The 20,286-nt window shown below is 47.2% G+C and carries 23 protein-coding genes; 9 read left to right on the forward strand and 14 right to left on the reverse strand.

Going from position 1 to position 20,286, the window contains the following annotated elements; translation table 11 throughout:
- Positions 1-20: 20 nt before the first annotated feature.
- Genes C3432_RS21595 through rfaQ form a run of 7 tightly spaced genes read right to left on the reverse strand, consistent with a single transcriptional unit; the run spans position 21 to position 6,803 of the window.
- Positions 21-1,052, reverse strand: coding sequence for a glycosyltransferase family 8 protein (locus C3432_RS21595; RefSeq protein WP_103778741.1), 1,032 nt, complete (start codon positions 1,050-1,052; stop codon positions 21-23).
- Between the two features lie 24 nt (positions 1,053-1,076).
- Positions 1,077-1,769, reverse strand: coding sequence for a lipopolysaccharide core heptose(II) kinase RfaY (gene rfaY / locus C3432_RS21600; RefSeq protein WP_103778743.1), 693 nt, complete (start codon positions 1,767-1,769; stop codon positions 1,077-1,079).
- 9 nt (positions 1,770-1,778) lie between these two features.
- Positions 1,779-2,774 (reverse strand): glycosyltransferase family 8 protein, encoded by a 996-nt coding sequence (locus C3432_RS21605; protein WP_103778745.1) that lies wholly within the window; start codon positions 2,772-2,774, stop codon positions 1,779-1,781.
- Positions 2,775-2,788: 14 nt separating this feature from the next.
- Positions 2,789-3,805, reverse strand: a complete 1,017-nt coding sequence (waaO, locus tag C3432_RS21610; protein ID WP_103778747.1) for a lipopolysaccharide 3-alpha-galactosyltransferase — start codon at positions 3,803-3,805, stop codon at positions 2,789-2,791.
- 16 nt (positions 3,806-3,821) lie between these two features.
- Complete coding sequence (gene rfaP / locus C3432_RS21615; protein ID WP_103778749.1) at positions 3,822-4,619, reverse strand: lipopolysaccharide core heptose(I) kinase RfaP; 798 nt, start codon at positions 4,617-4,619, stop codon at positions 3,822-3,824.
- On the reverse strand, positions 4,612-5,736 hold the full coding sequence (locus C3432_RS21620; RefSeq protein WP_103778751.1) for a glycosyltransferase family 4 protein: 1,125 nt from the start codon (positions 5,734-5,736) through the stop codon (positions 4,612-4,614). Before C3432_RS21620 ends, rfaP begins: the two co-directional genes overlap by 8 nt.
- Positions 5,733-6,803, reverse strand: a complete 1,071-nt coding sequence (gene rfaQ, locus C3432_RS21625) for a lipopolysaccharide core heptosyltransferase RfaQ (RefSeq protein ID WP_103778753.1) — start codon at positions 6,801-6,803, stop codon at positions 5,733-5,735. Before rfaQ ends, C3432_RS21620 begins: the two co-directional genes overlap by 4 nt.
- A 398-nt stretch (positions 6,804-7,201) precedes the next feature.
- Between rfaQ and waaA the strand changes: the two genes are divergently transcribed.
- Both waaA and coaD read left to right on the forward strand, forming a co-directional pair.
- Positions 7,202-8,479, forward strand: coding sequence for a lipid IV(A) 3-deoxy-D-manno-octulosonic acid transferase (gene waaA / locus C3432_RS21630; RefSeq protein ID WP_103778755.1), 1,278 nt, complete (start codon positions 7,202-7,204; stop codon positions 8,477-8,479).
- 8 nt (positions 8,480-8,487) lie between these two features.
- Complete coding sequence (gene coaD / locus C3432_RS21635; RefSeq protein WP_103778757.1) at positions 8,488-8,967, forward strand: pantetheine-phosphate adenylyltransferase; 480 nt, start codon at positions 8,488-8,490, stop codon at positions 8,965-8,967.
- A gap of 17 nt (positions 8,968-8,984) precedes the next feature.
- Here the strand turns inward: coaD and mutM are convergent, their stop codons facing one another.
- From mutM to radC, 4 genes are all read right to left on the reverse strand, one after another.
- On the reverse strand, positions 8,985-9,794 hold the full coding sequence (gene mutM / locus C3432_RS21640; RefSeq protein ID WP_103778759.1) for a bifunctional DNA-formamidopyrimidine glycosylase/DNA-(apurinic or apyrimidinic site) lyase: 810 nt from the start codon (positions 9,792-9,794) through the stop codon (positions 8,985-8,987).
- Between the two features lie 236 nt (positions 9,795-10,030).
- Positions 10,031-10,198 (reverse strand): 50S ribosomal protein L33, encoded by a 168-nt coding sequence (gene rpmG, locus C3432_RS21645; protein WP_003024094.1) that lies wholly within the window; start codon positions 10,196-10,198, stop codon positions 10,031-10,033.
- A 20-nt stretch (positions 10,199-10,218) separates the two neighbouring features.
- Entirely contained in the window at positions 10,219-10,455 is a 237-nt protein-coding gene (gene rpmB / locus C3432_RS21650; RefSeq protein ID WP_003024071.1) for a 50S ribosomal protein L28, read from the reverse strand.
- 340 nt (positions 10,456-10,795) lie between these two features.
- Positions 10,796-11,461 (reverse strand): RadC family protein, encoded by a 666-nt coding sequence (gene radC / locus C3432_RS21660; RefSeq protein ID WP_103778763.1) that lies wholly within the window; start codon positions 11,459-11,461, stop codon positions 10,796-10,798.
- A gap of 174 nt (positions 11,462-11,635) precedes the next feature.
- On the opposite strand from radC, the gene coaBC reads away from it, so the two are divergent.
- The 3 genes from coaBC (at position 11,636) to slmA (ending at position 14,005) form a co-directional block, all read left to right on the forward strand.
- On the forward strand, positions 11,636-12,856 hold the full coding sequence (coaBC, locus tag C3432_RS21665; protein ID WP_103778765.1) for a bifunctional phosphopantothenoylcysteine decarboxylase/phosphopantothenate--cysteine ligase CoaBC: 1,221 nt from the start codon (positions 11,636-11,638) through the stop codon (positions 12,854-12,856).
- Entirely contained in the window at positions 12,834-13,292 is a 459-nt protein-coding gene (gene dut, locus C3432_RS21670; RefSeq protein ID WP_181012963.1) for a dUTP diphosphatase, read from the forward strand. Before coaBC ends, dut begins: the two co-directional genes overlap by 23 nt.
- Positions 13,293-13,408: 116 nt before the next feature.
- Positions 13,409-14,005, forward strand: coding sequence for a nucleoid occlusion factor SlmA (gene slmA / locus C3432_RS21675; protein ID WP_103778767.1), 597 nt, complete (start codon positions 13,409-13,411; stop codon positions 14,003-14,005).
- Between the two features lie 87 nt (positions 14,006-14,092).
- Here slmA and pyrE read toward each other — a convergent pair whose 3' ends face one another.
- Together pyrE and rph are read right to left on the reverse strand one after the other, a co-directional pair.
- Positions 14,093-14,734 (reverse strand): orotate phosphoribosyltransferase, encoded by a 642-nt coding sequence (gene pyrE / locus C3432_RS21680; protein ID WP_103778769.1) that lies wholly within the window; start codon positions 14,732-14,734, stop codon positions 14,093-14,095.
- Positions 14,735-14,813: 79 nt separating this feature from the next.
- A complete protein-coding gene (gene rph, locus C3432_RS21685; RefSeq protein ID WP_103778771.1) occupies positions 14,814-15,530 on the reverse strand; it encodes a ribonuclease PH in 717 nt (238 codons plus the stop codon).
- A 125-nt stretch (positions 15,531-15,655) separates the two neighbouring features.
- Here rph and C3432_RS21695 point away from each other — a divergent pair, with 125 nt between their 5' ends.
- Together C3432_RS21695 and C3432_RS21700 are read left to right on the forward strand one after the other, a co-directional pair.
- Positions 15,656-16,519 (forward strand): YicC/YloC family endoribonuclease, encoded by an 864-nt coding sequence (locus C3432_RS21695; protein ID WP_103778775.1) that lies wholly within the window; start codon positions 15,656-15,658, stop codon positions 16,517-16,519.
- A gap of 245 nt (positions 16,520-16,764) precedes the next feature.
- On the forward strand, positions 16,765-17,382 hold the full coding sequence (locus C3432_RS21700) for a trimeric intracellular cation channel family protein (RefSeq protein WP_103778777.1): 618 nt from the start codon (positions 16,765-16,767) through the stop codon (positions 17,380-17,382).
- On the opposite strand, the gene ligB is transcribed toward C3432_RS21700, so the two are convergent.
- The gene (gene ligB, locus C3432_RS21705; protein WP_103778779.1) at positions 17,379-19,064 is read right to left on the reverse strand and encodes an NAD-dependent DNA ligase LigB; all 1,686 of its coding nucleotides are present in this window, start codon (positions 19,062-19,064) and stop codon (positions 17,379-17,381) included. The two genes, C3432_RS21700 and ligB, sit on opposite strands and share 4 nt — an antisense overlap.
- 256 nt (positions 19,065-19,320) lie before the next feature.
- On the opposite strand from ligB, the gene gmk reads away from it, so the two are divergent.
- Positions 19,321-19,944: a guanylate kinase gene (gene gmk / locus C3432_RS21710; RefSeq protein ID WP_103778781.1), complete on the forward strand. Its 624-nt coding sequence runs from the start codon at positions 19,321-19,323 to the stop codon at positions 19,942-19,944.
- A 54-nt stretch (positions 19,945-19,998) separates the two neighbouring features.
- Complete coding sequence (gene rpoZ, locus C3432_RS21715) at positions 19,999-20,274, forward strand: DNA-directed RNA polymerase subunit omega (RefSeq protein WP_000135058.1); 276 nt, start codon at positions 19,999-20,001, stop codon at positions 20,272-20,274.
- The last annotated feature ends 12 nt before the right edge of the window (positions 20,275-20,286 follow it).

Consider the following 20,286-nt stretch of genomic DNA (forward strand, 5'->3'; position numbering starts at 1 on the left):
ACGCAGCGAAAAATGAGTTATTAATATTTTGAAAAATATTTTCTAAGTATTTTCTTTTTATAAAATTTCATATAATCTATAACTGCTGAGAAATATTTTTTATTTTTTAATTCATGCTTATATTTAGCTTGAAATTGCTTCTCTGTTATAGCTGGAATAAATGAAACATCATTCCAGCAGGAGAGATTATAAGCTTTATTAAAATATTTTTGACACGGATAATCAGTCCAGTTGTTCCAGGGCTTAGTTACCCCCACATAATGAATAAGTTTAGTTTCTGCAGTGATAATTTTTATATAATCCTTGTCTGTTTTGTTCTTCAACTCATAATCTATACCATAAAAACAATCATAATCCCCGCTAATAAAAATACAATGACCAAAAAACAAAACATTTAAGATATCCTGATCAAGGCATTTATATTTTTCATGTTCAGGATCGCTTGCAAGCATTGTAAGCGCTTTATCCATATAATTATTTTTTTTCCAGGCGTCAAGTTTTAAATAGACTACTCCGGCATTGAAATAATTACCGGGCAATCCTTCAATACCCAATCGTCTGGCGGGTTTATCTTGCATAAATGGCACATCTTTTATAACTGCAGCACAGACATTTTTTTCAAAATGAATCGTTAACAATTTATCAAGTGGCCCTTTGCAGATCACATCAGCATCAATATACAAAAGATTTTCAATACTATCGCTAAGAAATTGAAATGCAACTAGCCTAAAAAACGTTGCATATGACCATTGCTTTAAACTCGGGAAAATATCAATAAAAACACTTGAAACCTTATAAATACAAACTTGGGCATTGGAATTTTTTTTAGTGAACAAGCTCACTCTTTCTAAATAATCATCATTGATATAATCGGTAAAGAGATGAAATCTTATTCCTATTTCCGGATTATGCATTATCACTGATTGCATAGAAATGGCCGCACCAAATAAAAAATTACGGTCAACTCCATATGCTATATCAAGAACATTATCATAATTGACAATAGAGCCTGAAGATACAACCTTTGAAATACTTTCGGATAGTAAGTCCATATTTAAATCCCAGAGGAAAATATATTATTTTTTGCCTTTGATTTTTTTAATAATCTTACGAAATTTGGTTTTGTAAATCACCGAATAATATCCAGGATCTTTTATTTCATTAGGAATCCCCAGATGTTTTTCCATCGCCATACGATCCCGGGCTTTTCTTTCAGCTGTACAACTTTTTCCAGATAAATCAATGATCCGAACACCATTTTTACTAACTATAAAATTGCCACGATGAGGATCACCTGAAAGCATATTTAATGAATGGAGCTTCTCCATCGAGGATTTTATCTCTAATTTTATCTCTTCGGATATCTCTGGCATATCATTAAGTTCTACGCCTTGTACATACTCAATTAACATGATGAAAACACTTGCATAGTTAAATATTTTACGCTCCGCGAGAAAGTAGAAATCATTAGGAAATTTTAATCCCGAGTTTCTTACACGATCTGTCTCAATGATTAAATTTTTATAATAATCACCTTTAACAAAAGATTTAAAAAAACGCTCATTTCTTTTATTTTTCGGAGCAAATACTTTGAATACAAAGCGACCATATTTTGTCTCAATCAATGAGACTTTTGTATCATCAATATTACGTAGAACTTTAATTGTTTTAAATTGATAAGAAAGAATTTGATCGAATATTTCTTTATATTTATTTTCATTATTTTTATAGTAAAATGAAAATCCTCGATAGCGAGTGCTTGTAATCATAATATCAACTTATTTTTTTAGTTTATACTTTAGCAAAGAAATCATACCATTTAAATATTCACCATGAACAAACTGATGCTTATATTTTTTTTGCATTTCGGCAACAGTGCGTGCATCTTTTAATGGATGTTTATTCCAGGGTGAGTGCTCTCTGGCATAATTAAAAAATTGTGCAGATGGATATGCTGCCCAGAGATGCCATGGTTTTGTAATTCCAGTATAATGAATCAATACCGTGTCATCAGTAATAGTCTGTTTAAATCCTTGATGACCCCGATCTTTTAACTCATTTTTCAATGTATATATCTGATCATATTTTTTTGATATATATATATTATTCATATTAAAAGCAATATTCAGAGCATCTTGATCCAAATATTTTAATCTTCCATATTCTGTCTCGCCTCTCAAAAGTTTTAGTAGATAGGGGGTAAGATTGGCTTCGTGCCATTTTTTAAGATTAACATAAATGACACCGGCATTAAAATATCGACCTTTTATCTCTGGCAGATTGAGGCGTTCAGCACTCGCTTGTTGCGTACTGTCATTATCCGGAATAACAGCAGCAAACTCATCATTGAATTTTACCTCAGTAATATATTTCAAACTGCCTTTGCAGACCACATCTGCATCCAGGTAAAGTAGCGTAGAAATACTTTCACTAAGATACTCAAATGACAATACCCGAAAGTAGGTTGCATATGACCAGAACTGCGACGTAGGTAAATCAGTAAAATATATTGGATCTATAAGATATACAATAATTGTGGTATTAAACTTTTCGACTGTTTCCTTAAACATTTCCAGATAGTCATCATCAACGTAATCTGTAAAAATATGAAATGTAAAGTTGATATCTGGATTATGAATTAAAACCGATGAAACAGATACTCCTGCTCCATAAAGGAAATTTTTATCTATGCCATAAGAAATATTAAGTTCAGGAACATTTAATTTCTTTTGTTTTGTCTGATATAAAAACGTTTCTTTTATAAATTTATCCATGAGCAACCCCAAATCTATTTTATTATTTTGAGATAAAAATAATAAAGATAATTTTTTATTCCTTTTAAGATTTTTTTCTGCTTAAAGTTATGTTTTGCGCAATACCGAAAATAATTAGAGTTAGTAGGTTTCATTAAAGCATTATCCTTCCATGAGGATTTTTGTTTTGCCTCCATGAAAGGAATGGTGCTAGGATAGCAAGCCCAGCAATGCCACGGTTTTGTCGGTCCTACATAATGAATTAAAGCAGTATCTTTATATATGGGACAGATAAAGGAATCTTTTAACTCGTAGTTAATACTAAATTGAGTATTAAACCGTCCATCGATGAATTTTACTTTACCAGGCAAAATCATGTTAAGAATATCCTGATCCATATAAGTCAATTTACGAATCACGTCTTTGTTCGATAACATTGATATGGCTTTATCGGATACGCCTTCTTTAGCCCACTCATTTATATTCAGGAGTAGAACACCAGAATTAAAGTAACCCTTTGCAAGTTCATAATATTCAAGACTTTTCGCTCGCAATTCCCACCATTTTTCATCGCGTTCAGCAACTACTCCAGCAACTTTATTATCTAAATCCAATTTATATAGAGCAGAAATATCATTATTACATATAATATCAGCATCAAGATAGAGCACTCTATCCTGTTGACTAATAAAATAATCACCAATAATAAAACGGAAGTACATCGCAACAGACCAGTTTTTGGTCGTCGGAAATGATTTTAGTTTTTCGCAGTTAACAATATGTATTTGTATACATGTATTAAAGAGTTTCGCTTGTTGAGAAAAACGTATTTTTTCATCGTCGGGGAGTTCGTCGATAAACACATGGAATACAAAATCTCTATTACTATTATGGAGCAAGATAGAGGCAATTGATACACCACAGCCAAATAAGAAATTCCTGTCAATCCCATAGGCAATATGGAAAGTAGGATTCCCGTAATTATTATTTCCCTCACCGAAGATAATTGTATTTTTAATCATTTCTTCAGCATTTAAATACTGATAGCCCATTTATAATCTCCGGGAATTATAACGATTTACGAATAGTTCTTTCCTTAATTATATTAGCCTTAGCTATCGCATCAGATAACAAAGATTGTTCCTGAACTATTATATCTTTAAGCGATACGTCGAAATACACCCGCATAAATCTCCAGATATCGCGCTGTGTCAGGCCGATATTCATTGACGAAAAGTAGAGTCCGATCAGGTCCTTGTCGCGCCAGCGGCGTGGAACCTTCGAACGGATCTGCGCGCGGTGCAGATCAATCACAGAAATCTTCAGATCGTCTTCCTGGCCAGTAAAAGGCAAGTGCAACAGGAAGTGGCAAATATAGCAATCACGATGATTAATACCCCCGGCATGCATCTGGCGTACCATCGTCGCGACGCGCTTAATGATCATCCGCTTCACTTTTACATCAGGAGGATTACTCGCCCAATCGGCACAATAATCTTCCAGGCTAATTGTTGGCGTCAGATCTTCTGTGATAATGAATGACGTTCTGGTCAGCGGATTCAGCCCTTTTTCACCAAAACCGACGCCATGCATCGTGTCCACCCCCAAATCACTCAGCCTGTGAATCGCGTTCCACTCTCTGTCCGCACCCAAAACAGGCATACGCAGCGAAAGCAGGTTTTTCACGATCTCTTTGAGGGACGTCCCCCTGTGCCATTTGAGAAAGTAGCTTTTACCCGCCAACTCAAATCGCAATGTGCGACGAGTTTCCAGCTCTCTGAATACCTCACCCTGCAATGTTTTGACTTCTTCAAAAGCATCTTTGCCATGCCAGAGCGTGGTCAATGGCTCTTTCAGCTCAACCATCCAAACCACCTGTAATAAGGTCTGCCGCTTTTTCCGGCAAACTGTACAAATCTTCTGTATCCGCATAATGCCGCGCATTTTCTGCCCACGCTGTGCGTAACGAAGGCTGCGTCAGCGATTTACGCAAAATGTCATTCAACGTTTCCTGTCGGAAGGGCTCTTCAATTGCTACCCCGCAGTTTGCATCCACAATATAGTGGGCATATCCGCATACTGACGAGGTCAGAACCGGCAACCCAGCGGTGATAGCTTCCAGTAGCACGATGCCCGCAGCTTCCTGGTACGCCGGATGCATGAGTAAATCAGCGGCAGCCATTAATTCTGCAACATCGTTACGCCCGGAGAAAAAATGAACATTAGCCCGTACACCACGCTTTTCTGCCAGCGCTTCAAATTTACGTGGCTTATCCTGACCAACAATAAAGAGCAACGTGTTGTGTCGTAGCGCTTCCGGGAGGGATGCAAGTGCTTCAATCGAACGATCAACCCCTTTACGGGTAAAATCAGAACCAACCTGCAGTAATAAATACTGTTGCTCTGTGATACCGTTTTTTTGACGGTAAATTTCCCGGCTATTGGGGATCTGCTGACTATATTTTCTGTCCGGATAAATCCCCGGAGGGAGGATATGAAAACGTTCGGCTTCTGTCTGATAATGTTTCTGAAAATCAGCGATCTGCTTATCGGTCAGCATTAATAATTGGGTAGGTTTGCCCTGCTCGAACGTCGCACGCTCAAATGCGGCATAATGCCGATAACGTGACGTTAAGCGATAGAAGAAGCCTTTTTCCTGTGCCACTTTTTCGGCGTAACAAACGTCAGCGGCATAGTAAATATCCAGCCCTGGCATTTTATTAAAACCCACAACCCGGTCGACAGGATGTTCACGCAAATGCGCCTGCACCCACGAATAATACTCAGCGTTACGACCATGATTCGTTCGTGACTTAACCGGGACCCGAATCAACTCAAAAACGCCAGGGCATTCGCCTTCCCAGAACTGCGTATAGACGCGAACATGGTGTCCACGAGCGGCGACAGTTTGTGCAATACGCATAAAGTCCCGCTGCAAACCGCCAAAGGGGAAGTATTTATATAGGCAGAAAGCGACAATCATAAAGAGGTTCCGGCTTGTGACGAAAAGAGTCGACCTGATAGCAACTTATCAACCGCAGCTATAACATCCTCAGCCGGGATCGCCGAGAGATACATTTCGTTGCGATCGCGCTGCTCGCGTGGCGGTATAGGTCGATAATCACCAGCCCAAAATTGAATCATATTATTTGACCATGGGCGCCAAAAATTGTGGTCAGTTGCACCAAAGAGGCATATCAGCGGAGTATTAACCGCCGCGGCAATATGCCCGGGTGCAGAATCGACGCCAATAAAGAGCTGGGCATGATCGATAACCGCCCCCAATTCAGGAAAACTCATCTTACCTGCAAGCGATGTCACTGGCGCTTTCAGACACCCTTGTGCAATGGCATCTATGCAGGCCAGATCGTCTGCGCCGGGGCCTGAAGTCAAAACAACCGCAAGACCACGCTCATGCAGCGCATCTATCACCTGTGAGAATTTCTCGTTGTTCCAGCATTTGAATATTTGCCGGGCTGTCGGTTGAATCACAACATACTCTTCCCCCACACCGGCTTTATCTAATTCACTACGCATACGCTCCCAGCTGGAGGGGGGATAACTCATGGTCGTATGCGCTACTATCGAATCCAGTTTCAGTGGTGCGAGTACTGACAGGTTACTTTCCACTACATTCGCACCGCTCAGAGGCACCAGGCAGGTAAAACTCTTTTTCCAAAAAGAGGACTGACGATGCCCATAATCTTGTGAAATTTTAACGGGTGCACGAAGGAACCTGACTAATACCGCAACCATCCACTGATCGGTAAGGTTAATCACTAAATCATATTTATTTGCACGTAATGCTCTAACTAATTCAATGAAGTTACTCATTTTATCTATGGCTTTTGATTTTTTATTTTTGATGCCATAAAGCACATTAATTTCAGGGTTTTCAGACAAAATGGGAATAGTATCCTGGTAAAGAAGCACATCAATTTTTGCGTCAGGATAATTCTGCTTTAGCGTACTAATGACTGGAGTTGTTAATAACATATCTCCGTGAAAACGCATCTTTATGACCAGGATTCTTCGAAATGGCTTATCCACAAGCGACTCTTATGTTGTGATTGTCCAGTAAAGTTAAGCAGAAAAAGTACGCTACCGCCCCAGGCTCAACAGCTACCTGATCACTGATATCGCACTTACTTTTACGTGCTAGTGTATCACTTCTTTCGCTGCGATCCGACATGAATAGAAACTAAGCAAACAGACCTGTTTTGTTTTTTAAATCAATCAGATAAAACACAAATGAGAACATTTTCATTTCTGAACAACCCACTGTATCTGCGCATATCAATGGATAGCATAAAAATGCAAAATGAAGGTAAATTGTCCGGTGGTATCGCTGCACTTAAGGTTATTTAAGCTAAAATCAGGAAAAGTAATGGTAAAGCCCCAACTAAATACATAGAATCCCCAGCACATCCATAAGTCAGCTATTCACTATGCTCGAATTGCTTTACACCGCCCTTCTCTACCTTATTCAGCCGCTTATCTGGATACGGCTTTGGGTGCGCGGACGTAAAGCCCCGGCCTATCGTAAACGCTGGGGTGAACGTTACGGTTTTTTTCGCCGCCCCCTGAAGCCTGGCGGGATCATGCTACATTCTGTCTCCGTCGGGGAAACACTGGCGGCGATCCCTTTAGTACGCGCTTTACGTCATCGTTATCCCGATCTCCCCATTACGGTAACGACCATGACGCCAACCGGTTCAGAACGCGTACAGTCCGCCTTTGGCAGCGACGTACAGCATGTTTATCTCCCTTATGATCTACCGGATGCATTAAACCGTTTCCTGAATAAAGTTGACCCCAAGCTGGTGTTGATTATGGAAACCGAGCTGTGGCCAAACCTGATTACCGCTCTGCATAAACGCCATATTCCATTGGTTATCGCCAATGCGCGTCTCTCTGCCCGTTCGGCTGCTGGCTATGCAAAGCTGGGGAAATTTGTCCGCAAGTTGCTACGCCGTATTACGCTGATAGCCGCGCAAAATGAAGAAGATGGCGAGCGTTTTGTGACCCTGGGGGCAAAAAACAATCAGGTTACCGTGACCGGCAGTCTTAAGTTTGATATTTCCGTTACGCCACAGCTTGCCGCAAAAGCCGTCACGCTGCGTCGTCAATGGGCACCCCACCGACCGGTATGGATCGCAACCAGCACACATGATGGTGAAGAAAGTATCGTTATTGCCGCTCATCAGGCTCTCTTACATCAGTTTCCGAATTTGCTGCTTATTCTGGTACCACGCCATCCGGAGCGTTTCCCGGACGCGGTTAATCTTGTACGCGATGCCGGGCTAAGCTATACCACACGCTCTTCGGGTGAGGTTCCATCCTCCAGCACGCAGGTGGTCATTGGCGACACGATGGGTGAACTGATGCTACTTTACGGGATTGCCGATCTTGCCTTCGTTGGCGGCTCTCTGGTTGAACGTGGCGGGCACAACCCGCTGGAAGCGGCAGCACACGCCATTCCGGTACTGATGGGACCGCATATCTTTAACTTTAAAGATATTTGCGCCCGGCTGGAGCAGGCAAGCGGACTGATTACCGTCACCGACGCGACAACGCTGGCAAAAGAGGTCTCCTCTTTACTGACCGATGCCGATTATCGTAATTTCTATGGGCGTCACGCGGTTGAAGTGCTGTATCAAAACCAGGGCGCGCTCCAGCGTTTGTTACAGCTACTGGAACCTTACCTGCCACCAAAAACGCATTGAGGGCTGTTATGCAGAAACGGGCGATTTATCCAGGTACCTTCGATCCGGTAACTAACGGCCATATCGATATTGTCACACGTGCCGCAGAGATGTTCGATCACGTAATTCTGGCCATTGCCGCCAGTCCCAGCAAAAAACCGATGTTTACGCTTGAAGAGCGCGTTGAACTGGCACAACAGGCTACTGCGCATCTTGCCAGCGTAGAGGTAATGGGCTTTAGTGATTTAATGGCTAACTTCGCCCGCGATCGGCAGGCGAATATCCTCATTCGCGGACTCCGCGCCGTGGCGGATTTTGAATATGAAATGCAGCTGGCGCATATGAATCGCCATCTGATGCCACAGCTTGAAAGCGTGTTTCTGATGCCTTCCAAAGAGTGGTCTTTCATCTCTTCTACACTGGTGAAAGAGGTGGCGCGTCATCAGGGCGATGTGACTCATTTTCTCCCTGCGAATGTGCATCAGGCATTGATGAATAAGATAAAATAAGCTTATTCATCCGGCGCTTATTTCTGACACTGACGACAATAGAACGTCGCACGCTGGGCGTGTTTTGATGCCACAATCGGCGTTCCGCAAACCCGACAAGGTTCGCCTTTACGACCATAAACCTGCAATTCCTGCGCAAAGTAGCCGGGTTTACCGTCACTTTGCAGAAAATCCTTCAACGTTGTCCCGCCCTGCTCGATTGAGCGCAGCAAAACGGCTTTAATTACGCGCACCAGCAGCTCGCATTCCACTTGCGACAACGAGGAAGCCAGACGATCGGGATGGATACCTGCAGCAAACAGAGACTCACTGGCATAGATATTGCCCACCCCCACAACCAGCTTATTATCCATCAGCCACGGTTTGATCGCCGTTTTCTTCTTCGCGCACTTTTGTTGCAGGTACACACCGTTAAAATCGCCGCTCAGAGGCTCCGGACCGAGATGCGCCAGCACGTTATGCCCTTCCAGCTCTTTCGTCCAGAGCCAGGCACCAAAGCGCCGTGGGTCGGTATAGCGCAGTACTTTGCCATTGCTCATCACCAAATCAACATGATCGTGTTTTTCAGCGGGCTGCTCTTCAGGAAGGATGCGTAAACTACCCGACATCCCCAGATGAATGATTATCCAGCCGTCGGGCAGCTCCAGCAGCAGATATTTGGCGCGGCGCTGAACGCTGAGCACGGGCTTGTCGCTCAGACGATAGATCTCTTCGGAAACCGGCCAACGGAGACGGCCATTGCGCACATTGGCATGTAGAATGGTAGCTCCAACTAAATGTGGTTCAATGCCACGACGGCTGGTTTCAACTTCAGGTAATTCGGGCATAGCGTCTCCGGTAGTGTTTATACCCGTCATACTTCAAATTGCAGGGGTGTTGGCTGTATTACCCGGCCCATCCACGGGCCTCGCCCCTTAGGGGCCCGCGCACGCGCTGTTCAAAACGACTACGCGTTTTGTCCTGCTACTCGAATTATTTAGGGTTTATATGTCTTTATTATGGGGACAGCCAGAAAACAAAAAACCCCGCCGAAGCGAGGTTTTTCATTACAAAGAAACCAAAATTACTTGATTTTAGCTTCTTTGTAGAGAACGTGCTGACGGACAACGGGATCGAATTTTTTCAGTTCCAGTTTTTCCGGCTTAGTACGTTTGTTCTTCGTAGTGGTATAGAAGTGACCAGTACCAGCAGAAGAAACCAGCTTGATTTTCTCACGAATACCTTTAGCCATGATTTATTTCCTCTTAGTACTTAGTACTTTTCGCCACGGGCACGCAGTTCGGACAGAACTGTTTCGATGCCTTTCTTATCAATTACACGCATACCTTTAGCAGATACACGCAGGGTGACAAAACGCTTCTCGCTCTCAACCCAGAAACGGTGAGAGTGCAGGTTAGGCAGGAAACGGCGTTTAGTCGCGTTCAGTGCGTGGGAACGGTTGTTACCGGTCACCGGACGCTTGCCAGTAACTTGGCAGACTCGGGACATGTCTATTCTCCAAAAATCAAATTAGCTCGAGCTTCGTATGGGGTATTGGCGCCTCGTCAGGCTTCTCAGCCTGGTTATCGCAGTTCAATACACACATCCTTCACGCTATCTCTTTGTTGGCTGCGCTCGTTCACCCCAGTCACTTACCAATGTAAGCTCCAGGAGATTCACTCCCTTGCCGCCGCGATGCAACGTGAATGATTTTGTGTAAATGCGAACTCTCGATTGCCAGGCCCAAATGCCAAACCCGAGATTCTCAAAGGTGGCGTAGTATACGCTGACTCGGCGATGTGCTCAAGTCCCGAACAGACAAAGATCCCGATGGATCGCGCAAAGTGCGTTAAATCCAGCCACGCTCTGCAAAAGAAACGTACTCTCCGCGCCCAATGACGAGGTGATCAAGCACCCGGATATCCATGTACTGACAGCAGCTTATCACTCGCTCGGTTATGAGTTTATCCGCTTTACTCGGCTCTGCACACCCTGAAGGGTGATTATGTGCAAGGATCACTGCCGACGCATTTATTTTTATCGCTTCACGTACAATTTCACGCGGGTGCACTTCGACATGGCTAAGCGTACCGGAAAAAAGGCGGCTGTGTTTGATAACCTTATGCTGCGAATCAAGAAAGATCACCATAAAGATCTCCCGCTCCTCGCCTGCCAGCTGGCTTTGCAGGAACTCCCGGGTCATATCAGGACTCAGTAATGGACTCTCTTCGTGCATACGTACGTCATAATAACGTCTGGCCAGCTCTGCAATGCCCTTTATCTGAGCGTACTTTGCTACCCCAATTCCTGGGATATGCCTGAATTGCAAATAATCAGCAGTCAGCAAACCATAAAGCGAACCAAAGTGCTGGAGCATCTCTTTCGCCAGGGTTAACACATCTTTTCCCTGCGTCCCGGTACGTAAAAAGAGCGCCAGTAACTCGGCATCGCTCAATGAGCCAACCCCCTGCAATAACATTTTTTCCCGGGGCAACCAACGTTCAGAGTCTTCCATCCTCACACCTCCTTTCAGCAGGGCAGGCATGTTGGCACAGGCCCAGAAGTGAATCGACGCTCTGTTTTCACTCTTGCGTAGCGCCTCGCAAAGTGATTAACCCGCAAGGACACGACAGATTCCGGATTGTGATAAAATATCCGCCTTTGGTGAAACCCTACAGGAAAGATCATCATGAGCCTGGCCGGTAAAAAAATCGTTCTCGGCGTCAGCGGCGGCATTGCTGCCTACAAAACCCCTGAACTGGTGCGTCGTCTGCGCGATCGCGGTGCTGATGTTCGCGTGGCAATGACCGAAGCGGCAAAAGCTTTTATCACCCCATTAAGCCTGCAGGCGGTATCGGGATACCCCGTATCCGACAGCCTGCTGGACCCAGCAGCTGAAGCGGCAATGGGCCATATTGAGCTTGGGAAATGGGCCGATCTGGTTATTCTCGCACCGGCCACGGCTGATCTGATAGCCCGCGTGGCCGTCGGTATGGCCAACGATTTGGTCTCGACAATCTGCCTGGCGACACCCGCGCCAGTGGTGGTACTTCCGGCCATGAATCAACAGATGTATCGCGCCGCTGCCACACAGCATAATCTTGGCATACTTGCCTCTCGTGGATTGCTTATCTGGGGACCAGATAGCGGCAGCCAGGCGTGTGGTGATATCGGCCCAGGTCGTATGTTAGATCCGTTGACTATCGTCGAAATGGCTGCGGCACACTTCTCATCTGTCAACGATCTGCAACATCTCAACATCATGATTACGGCTGGCCCAACGCGCGAACCTCTTGACCCGGTGCGCTATATTTCCAACCATAGCTCCGGCAAAATGGGCTTCGCTATCGCCGCCGCAGCCGCTCGCCGCGGCGCTAACGTGACGCTGGTGTCTGGCCCTGTGTCGCTACCGACGCCGCCATTTGTGCAGCGTGTCGACGTGATGACTGCGCTGGAAATGGAAGCAGCGGTGCAGGCTGGCGCTCAGCAACAACATATTTTTATTGGTTGTGCCGCGGTCGCTGATTATCGCGCAGCCACTGTCGCCTGCGAAAAAATCAAAAAACAGGCTACGCAGGGTGATGAATTAACAGTAAAAATGGTCAAAAATCCGGATATTGTCGCAGGGGTCGCCGCACTCAAAGATAATCGCCCTTATGTCGTTGGGTTTGCCGCGGAAACAAATAATGTGGAAGAATACGCCCGGCAAAAACGTATCCGTAAAAACCTTGATCTGATCTGTGCGAACGATGTTTCGCTTTCAACTCAAGGATTTAATAGTGACAGCAACGCTTTACACCTTTTCTGGCAGGATGGAGAAAAAGTCTTACCGCTTGAGCGCAAAGAACTCCTGGGCCAATTATTACTCGACGAGATCGTGACCCGTTATGATGAAAAAAATCGACGTTAAGATTCTGGACCCGCGTGTTGGACAGCAATTTCCGCTGCCGACCTATGCCACTTCCGGCTCTGCCGGACTTGACCTGCGAGCCTGTCTCGATGACGCCGTAGAGTTGGCGCCTGGCGCAACCACTTTACTGCCGACCGGGTTGGCTATCCACATTGCCGATCCCGCCCTGGCAGCGGTTATCCTGCCGCGTTCCGGTCTGGGCCATAAACATGGTATCGTGCTGGGCAATCTGGTCGGTTTGATTGACTCTGACTATCAGGGTCAGTTGATGGTTTCCGTCTGGAACAGAGGCCAGGACAGCTTCACTATTGAACCCGGTGAACGCATCGCGCAGATGGTGTTTGTCCCTGTTGTTCAGGCCGAATTTAATCTGGTGGAAGATTTTGACGCCACCGCTCGTGGTGAAGGCGGCTTCGGCCATTCTGGTCGTAAGTAAGACACTTACGTATCTCGCTACGCTATAACGCCATAACATTACCGCAAACGCTGAGTTTGCGGTCGTAGCGTGGATGCTCGCCTGGCAAGTGCTTATTTTCAGGGGTATTTTGTAACATGGCAGAAAAACAAACTGCGAAAAGGAACCGTCGCGAAGAAATACTTCAGTCTCTGGCGCTGATGCTTGAATCCAGCGATGGAAGCCAACGTATTACAACGGCAAAACTGGCAGCCTCTGTCGGCGTTTCGGAAGCGGCGCTGTATCGCCACTTCCCCAGTAAGACCCGCATGTTCGACAGCCTGATTGAGTTTATCGAAGATAGCCTGATTACCCGTATCAACTTGATACTAAAGGATGAAAAGGACACCAGCGCGCGTCTGCGGCTGATTGTCCTGTTAATTCTGGGCTTTGGTGAACGCAATCCCGGTCTGACACGAATTCTGACCGGACACGCGCTAATGTTTGAACAGGATCGTCTGCAGGGGCGAATTAACCAGCTGTTCGAACGCATTGAGGCACAGCTGCGCCAGGTGCTGCGGGAAAAGCGAATGCGTGAAGGCGAAGGTTACGTGACAGATGAAACGCTACTGGCAAGCCAGCTGTTAGCGTTCTGCGAAGGCATGCTCTCGCGCTTTGTGCGTAGTGAATTCAAATACCGCCCAACGGACGACTTTGATGCCCGCTGGCCGTTAATTGCCACGCAACTACAGTAACTGTAGCCGGATGGCTGCTATCGCTTACCGGGCCTGCACGAGTTCTGCTGGCCCGGTAAGCGCGGCGCTACCGGATAAAACCAACGATTACACGCCAAACTCTTCCCGATACGCACGCACAGCGGCCAGATGTTCCGCCATCTCAGGCTTCTCTTCGAGATAAGCAATCAGATCTTTCAGCGTGATAATAGAGATAACTTTGCAGCTATAATCGCGCTCCACTTCCTGAATTGCTGAAATCTCACCGCGACCACGTTCCTGACGGTCGAGAGAAATCAGTACGCCAGCCAGCGTCGCGCCATTTGCCTGAATAATCTCCATAGACTCGCGAATCGCAGTACCTGCGGTAATCACATCGTCCACCAGCATCACGCGACCCTGCAACGCGCTGCCGACCAGATTTCCACCCTCACCGTGATCTTTCGCCTCTTTACGATTAAAGCAGTATGGCAGGTCTTTATCATGGTGTTCCGCCAGCGCAACAGCCGTGGTGGTCGCAATCGGAATACCTTTATATGCCGGGCCAAACAGCAGATCGAACTCAATACCGGAATCCACCAGCGCTTCAGCATAAAAACGGCCTAACAGTGCCAGGTCGCGCCCGGTATTAAACAGCCCGGCGTTGAAGAAATAAGGGCTTTGACGCCCGGATTTCAGCGTGAACTCGCCAAACTTTAACACCTGCTTGTTAAGCGCAAACTCAATAAACTGGCGCTGATATGGTTTCATGGATCTGCTCCTCATCTTACTGTCATCATTTACGGAATTTACAGACAAAAAAAAGGCGACTCACTGGTCGCCTTAAAAATCAGTTTTCTAGCGCCGCCTTCTGCGTCGCTACAATAGATTCAATTCCCCCTCGGGCCAATGCCAGCAAGGTAAGAAGTTCTTCATGGCTGAACGGCTCGCCCTCCGCCGTACCCTGCACTTCAATAATGCGACCGTCTTCGGTCATCACGACGTTCATATCGGTTTCTGCTGCTGAGTCCTCAACATACTCCAGATCGCAGAGCGCTTCACCGTTAACGATCCCTACGGAAACCGCCGCCACCATCCCTTTCATTGGATTAGTTTTCAGTTTACCGCTCGCCACCAGCCTGTTCAGCGCATCCGCCAGGGCAACACAGGCCCCGGTAATAGACGCAGTACGCGTGCCACCATCAGCCTGGATGACATCGCAGTCCAGCGTAATAGTAAATTCACCAAGGATTTTTAGATCAACCGCGGCACGCAACGCGCGAGCGATGAGACGTTGAATCTCCATTGTACGACCGCCCTGCTTGCCTTTCGCCGCTTCACGCGCGTTACGAGTATGGGTCGCACGTGGCAGCATACCGTATTCAGCGGTGATCCAGCCCTGGCCCTGACCTTTCAGAAAGCGCGGAACGCCTTCTTCAATGGAGGCAGTACACAGCACTTTAGTGTCTCCAAATTCGACCAGCACCGAGCCTTCAGCGTGTTTTGTATAGTTACGGGTCAGGGTTACGGGACGCACCTGATTAGCGCTACGGCCTGCTGGACGCATATTGAGATCTCCGGCTTGAAACGAATGTGGCTGCGCATTATACGGACTTCCGGCGGTTATTCCTATCCTGACAGGACATGGATAGCTATAATCCCCTCATCTCTCCTTTAAAAACAGGAACGTCTATGATCCGCAGTATGACCGCCTACGCCCGGCGTGAAATCAAGGGTGAATGGGGTAGCGCGACCTGGGAAATGCGCTCGGTAAACCAGCGTTATCTGGAAACCTGGTTTCGTCTGCCGGAGCAGTTCCGGAGCCTCGAGCCTGTTATCCGCGAACGCATTCGTACGCGCCTGACGCGCGGTAAAGTCGAATGTATGCTGCGTTTCGAACCGGACGCCAGCGCGCAAGGGGAGCTGATTCTTAATGAGAAACTCGCTAAACAACTAGTGACCGCAGCCAACTGGGTCAAAATGCAAAGCGATGAAGGAGAAATCAACCCGGTTGATATCCTGCGCTGGCCGGGTGTTATGGCGGCTGAGGAACAGGATCTGGACGCTATTGCCGCAGAAATTCTCACTGCGCTGGACGGAACGCTGGACGACTTTATCGTTGCCCGCGAAACCGAAGGACAGGCGTTGAAAACCCTGATTGAACAGCGTCTGCAAGGCGTCAGTGCTGAAGTCGCGAAAGTCCGTGCCCATATGCCTGAAATTTTGCAGTGGCAGCGTGAACGCCTGGTGGCCAAACTGGAGGACGCACAGGTACAGCTGGAGAATAACCGTCTGGAGCAAGAGCTGGTGCTGATGGCACAGCGTATTGACGTCGCGGAAGAGCTGGATCGTCTGGACGCTCACGTTAAAGAAACCTGGAACATCCTGAAGAAAAAAGAGGCTGTGGGTCGTCGTCTGGACTTCATGATGCAGGAATTCAACCGTGAATCGAATACCCTCGCATCGAAATCCATCAATGCTGAAGTGACCAACTCCGCCATCGAGCTCAAGGTATTGATTGAGCAAATGCGCGAGCAGATCCAGAATATCGAGTAATACACCTCAACACGTAGTCTGCAAAATTCAGCGGTGCTACGTGTTTTCCCCTCATACCCCACACAACTCGCATTACATTTTCTCATTCATTTTCCTCCCTCTCATATGATAACAACGCATGATGTCTGGTCAGAAAGGGCAACTGGCATAAGTAAAATTTATTAAAATCCATTCACCTTAGAAAATCTCAATCGTGAGATTACGCGCAAATCGCTAATCTCTGCCCCAGAAAATCAGGGGGAGTCATGCTGTTACACGTTTTATATTTGATTGGTATCACAGCCGAAGCCATGACGGGCGCTCTTGCTGCGGGTCGTCGCCGTATGGATACATTTGGCGTCATTATTATTGCAACGGCTACCGCCATTGGCGGCGGCTCCGTACGCGACATCCTGCTCGGGCACTATCCGCTTGGTTGGGTAAAACATCCTGAATACGTCATTATCGTGGCAACCGCCGCAGTGCTGACCACCATCGTAGCTCCCGTTATGCCCTACCTGCGCAAATTGTTTCTCGTGCTGGATGCTCTGGGTTTAGTGGTCTTCTCCATCATTGGCGCTCAGGTCGCGCTGGATATGGGACATGGTCCGATTATCGCCGTTGTCGCCGCCGTCACGACTGGCGTTTTTGGTGGTGTGCTACGCGATATGTTCTGTAAACGCATTCCGCTGGTCTTCCAGAAAGAGCTGTATGCCGGTGTCTCGTTTGCCTCCGCCGTACTTTATATCGCGCTCCAGCACTATGTTTCTAATCCCGATATCGTCGTTATCTCTACCCTTATGTTTGGCTTCATTGCTCGCTTACTGGCGCTACGTCTCAGGCTCGGTTTACCGGTATTTTATTACCGTCACGAAAGCCATTAGGGAATGAATCCCGGAATACGCTGAGCGGCAAGCCAGTTGCTCAGCGCTTTAATTTCCGCGCTATCGTGCCATTCAATGACCTGCTGCGCACGGCGAGATCCCGTGGCAGGAAGCTGTCGCCAGTGCGATTCCGCTCTTTCCAGTAATTGCTGCCATGAACGTTCGCCACTGGCGTTCAATGCTGCCTGCGTGAGCGGAATTCCCATTGCCACAATCCAGCGGATAAAGGGTTGCTGTCGGGCAAGATTAAACTGATGCCACAATTGCTCGCCTTTCCCTTTACCTAATCCCGGCGTGTTACGAAGTTGTTCCGGTGTTAAGGTAAGCCACGAGAAGATGTGTTCAAAGCGATACGTCTGATGCAGTAATCGCCATCCTGCTTCGCCTATGCCATTTAGCTCTAATACAGGTTTTGAACCTAACCAATCGAGTCTGGAGATAAACTGTTCCTGGCAAATTTCCGAGGCATAAAAGCAGGTTAGCGAATTAAACCTATTTTTCGGCGGTACGGGTTTGGTTCGTTCAGTCCCTCGCCAGACAACATCATCAAGACGCGGGATCCCTTGTCCAGCCAGACTCACCAGGAGCCGATCGCCTGGCGCAATATCCCACTCTTCCCAGCGTCTGACAGACCCCACGTTTACGCGTTGCACACGTTTATCATCAAGCATTACGGGAACGAGTGACGCCACTACGGCAATTTTTCCACTTTTGCCCACGGTGAACTGTATTGCCTTGACTTCCGCTACCTGCGCCACCGGAGGATACTTCCATGCCGCCAACCAGTTGCCCTGCCCTGGTAGCCAGTATCGCGAATTCGGCTCTTTCCCCATGCGAACCACGACACCATCGGTCACAAAAGGCAGGCCTGACGTCCACCACCTGGCGCGTACCCGTTCGATTTCATCAGCACTGTTCACCGCACGGGTGTATTTTTGCGTGAGTGAAAATCCTGCTGCCGTAAGTTCATTCAACCTTTCGGACATACTCTGTGGTCCATCAGGCCAGGCCCAGATAAACATTCCCAGCGAAGAGAGTGAGGAGGTATTCTCCTGTCGCATCAGCATACCAGCCACCTTAGAACGGGCGTTCATACCGCCCATTTGTTGCTGGACGTGGCTATCTCGCTGCAGGAAAATCTCGCCTTGTAAAACACTGTTTGCAAGCGTCCCGTTGATCGCTTGCGGCACTGAGGGGATCAAACGCACCTTTTGCGTCCAGTCCTGCCCCTTCAGGCCATCGCCGCGACTGATCGCCCGGACGAGCTTTCCATTCTGATAAACCAGAGTCACTGCCACTCCGTCCACCTTCGGTTGCACCCACAAATCACTGCGCCCCTGCATCCATTGTCGTATGGCCTGTTTATCCGCAAGCTTATGCACGCCAGTATGAGGAACAGGATGCACCGTTGTACCGTTTAGTGGTGGGGAGGAGAGTTCCAGAGGTGTCTCTTTGCTAAAGCAACGCTGCCACTGACGGAGTTGGGCACTAAGCTGATCGTACACGCTGTCTTCAACTGTACTGACACCCTGCTTCCAGTAATCGTCATTCCACTGCGAAATTTGCCGCTGTAAATGCAAGATTTCCTCGCTTGCCCTGGCTGGTGACCAGACAGGGCAGACAGCACTGGCCATCGAATGCCACAAAAACATTACCGGCAGTATGCTTTTCCATACTTTCATCTCAACCTCCGCTTTACATTGCCAGGAAGGTATAACGCTAAGAATTCACAAAGCCGAGAGGCAATAATTGATGCTGCGAGCGTCTTTCCAGAGATTCGATTTTGCTGCAGAAAATGCCCTGTAAATCAGGAAACCGGTACGCAAAACAAAATCATCTGGCGTAAAAAGTGTGACAAAGGCTACGTCGCATAGCGGCGACGTGTATAATAAGCACGTATGTAGGCTCTATTTCGATAATCACATACGTAAGATACTCATGGCTCAAGGCACGCTTTATATTGTTTCTGCCCCCAGTGGTGCGGGTAAATCCAGCCTGATTCAGGCTTTATTAAAAACACAACCGTTGTATGACACCCAGGTTTCTGTATCACACACCACCCGCGCTCCACGCCCGGGTGAAGTTCATGGTGAACACTATTACTTTGTAAGCCATGATAAATTCAGAAGCATGATTGGACAGGATGCGTTCCTGGAGCATGCGGAAGTTTTTGGTAATTACTACGGCACCTCACGCGAGGCGATTGAGCAAGTTCTGGCATCTGGCGTAGACGTTTTTCTGGACATTGACTGGCAGGGCGCTCAGCAGATTCGTCAGAAAATGCCGCACGCACGCAGTATCTTTATTTTACCGCCGTCCAAAATTGAACTGGATCGCCGCCTGCGCGGTCGTGGTCAGGATAGTGAAGAGGTCATTGCAAAACGTATGGCGCAAGCTGTTGCAGAAATGAGCCATTACGCCGAATATGATTATCTTATTGTGAATGATGATTTTGATACCGCCCTGAGCGATCTGAAAACGATCATTCGCGCCGAACGTCTGCGCATGAGCCGCCAAAAGCAGCGTCATGACGCTTTAATCAGCAAACTGTTGGCAGACTGAACTCACTTTCAGTATCATGCCCAGTCATTTCTTCACCTGTGGAGCATTTTAAGTATGGCACGCGTAACTGTTCAGGACGCTGTAGAGAAAATTGGTAACCGTTTTGACCTGGTACTGGTCGCCGCGCGTCGCGCTCGTCAGATGCAGGTAGGCGGAAAGGATCCGCTCGTACCGGAAGAAAACGATAAAACTACCGTAATCGCGCTGCGCGAAATCGAAGAAGGCCTGATCAACAATCAGATCCTCGACGTGCGTGAGCGCCAGGAACAGCAAGAGCAGGAAGCCGCTGAATTACAAGCCGTTACCGCTATTGCTGAAGGTCGTCGTTAATCACAAAGCGGG

Origin of the sequence: Citrobacter amalonaticus (assembly GCF_002918555.1) — a bacterium.
Classification (GTDB): domain Bacteria; phylum Pseudomonadota; class Gammaproteobacteria; order Enterobacterales; family Enterobacteriaceae; genus Citrobacter_C; species Citrobacter_C amalonaticus_A.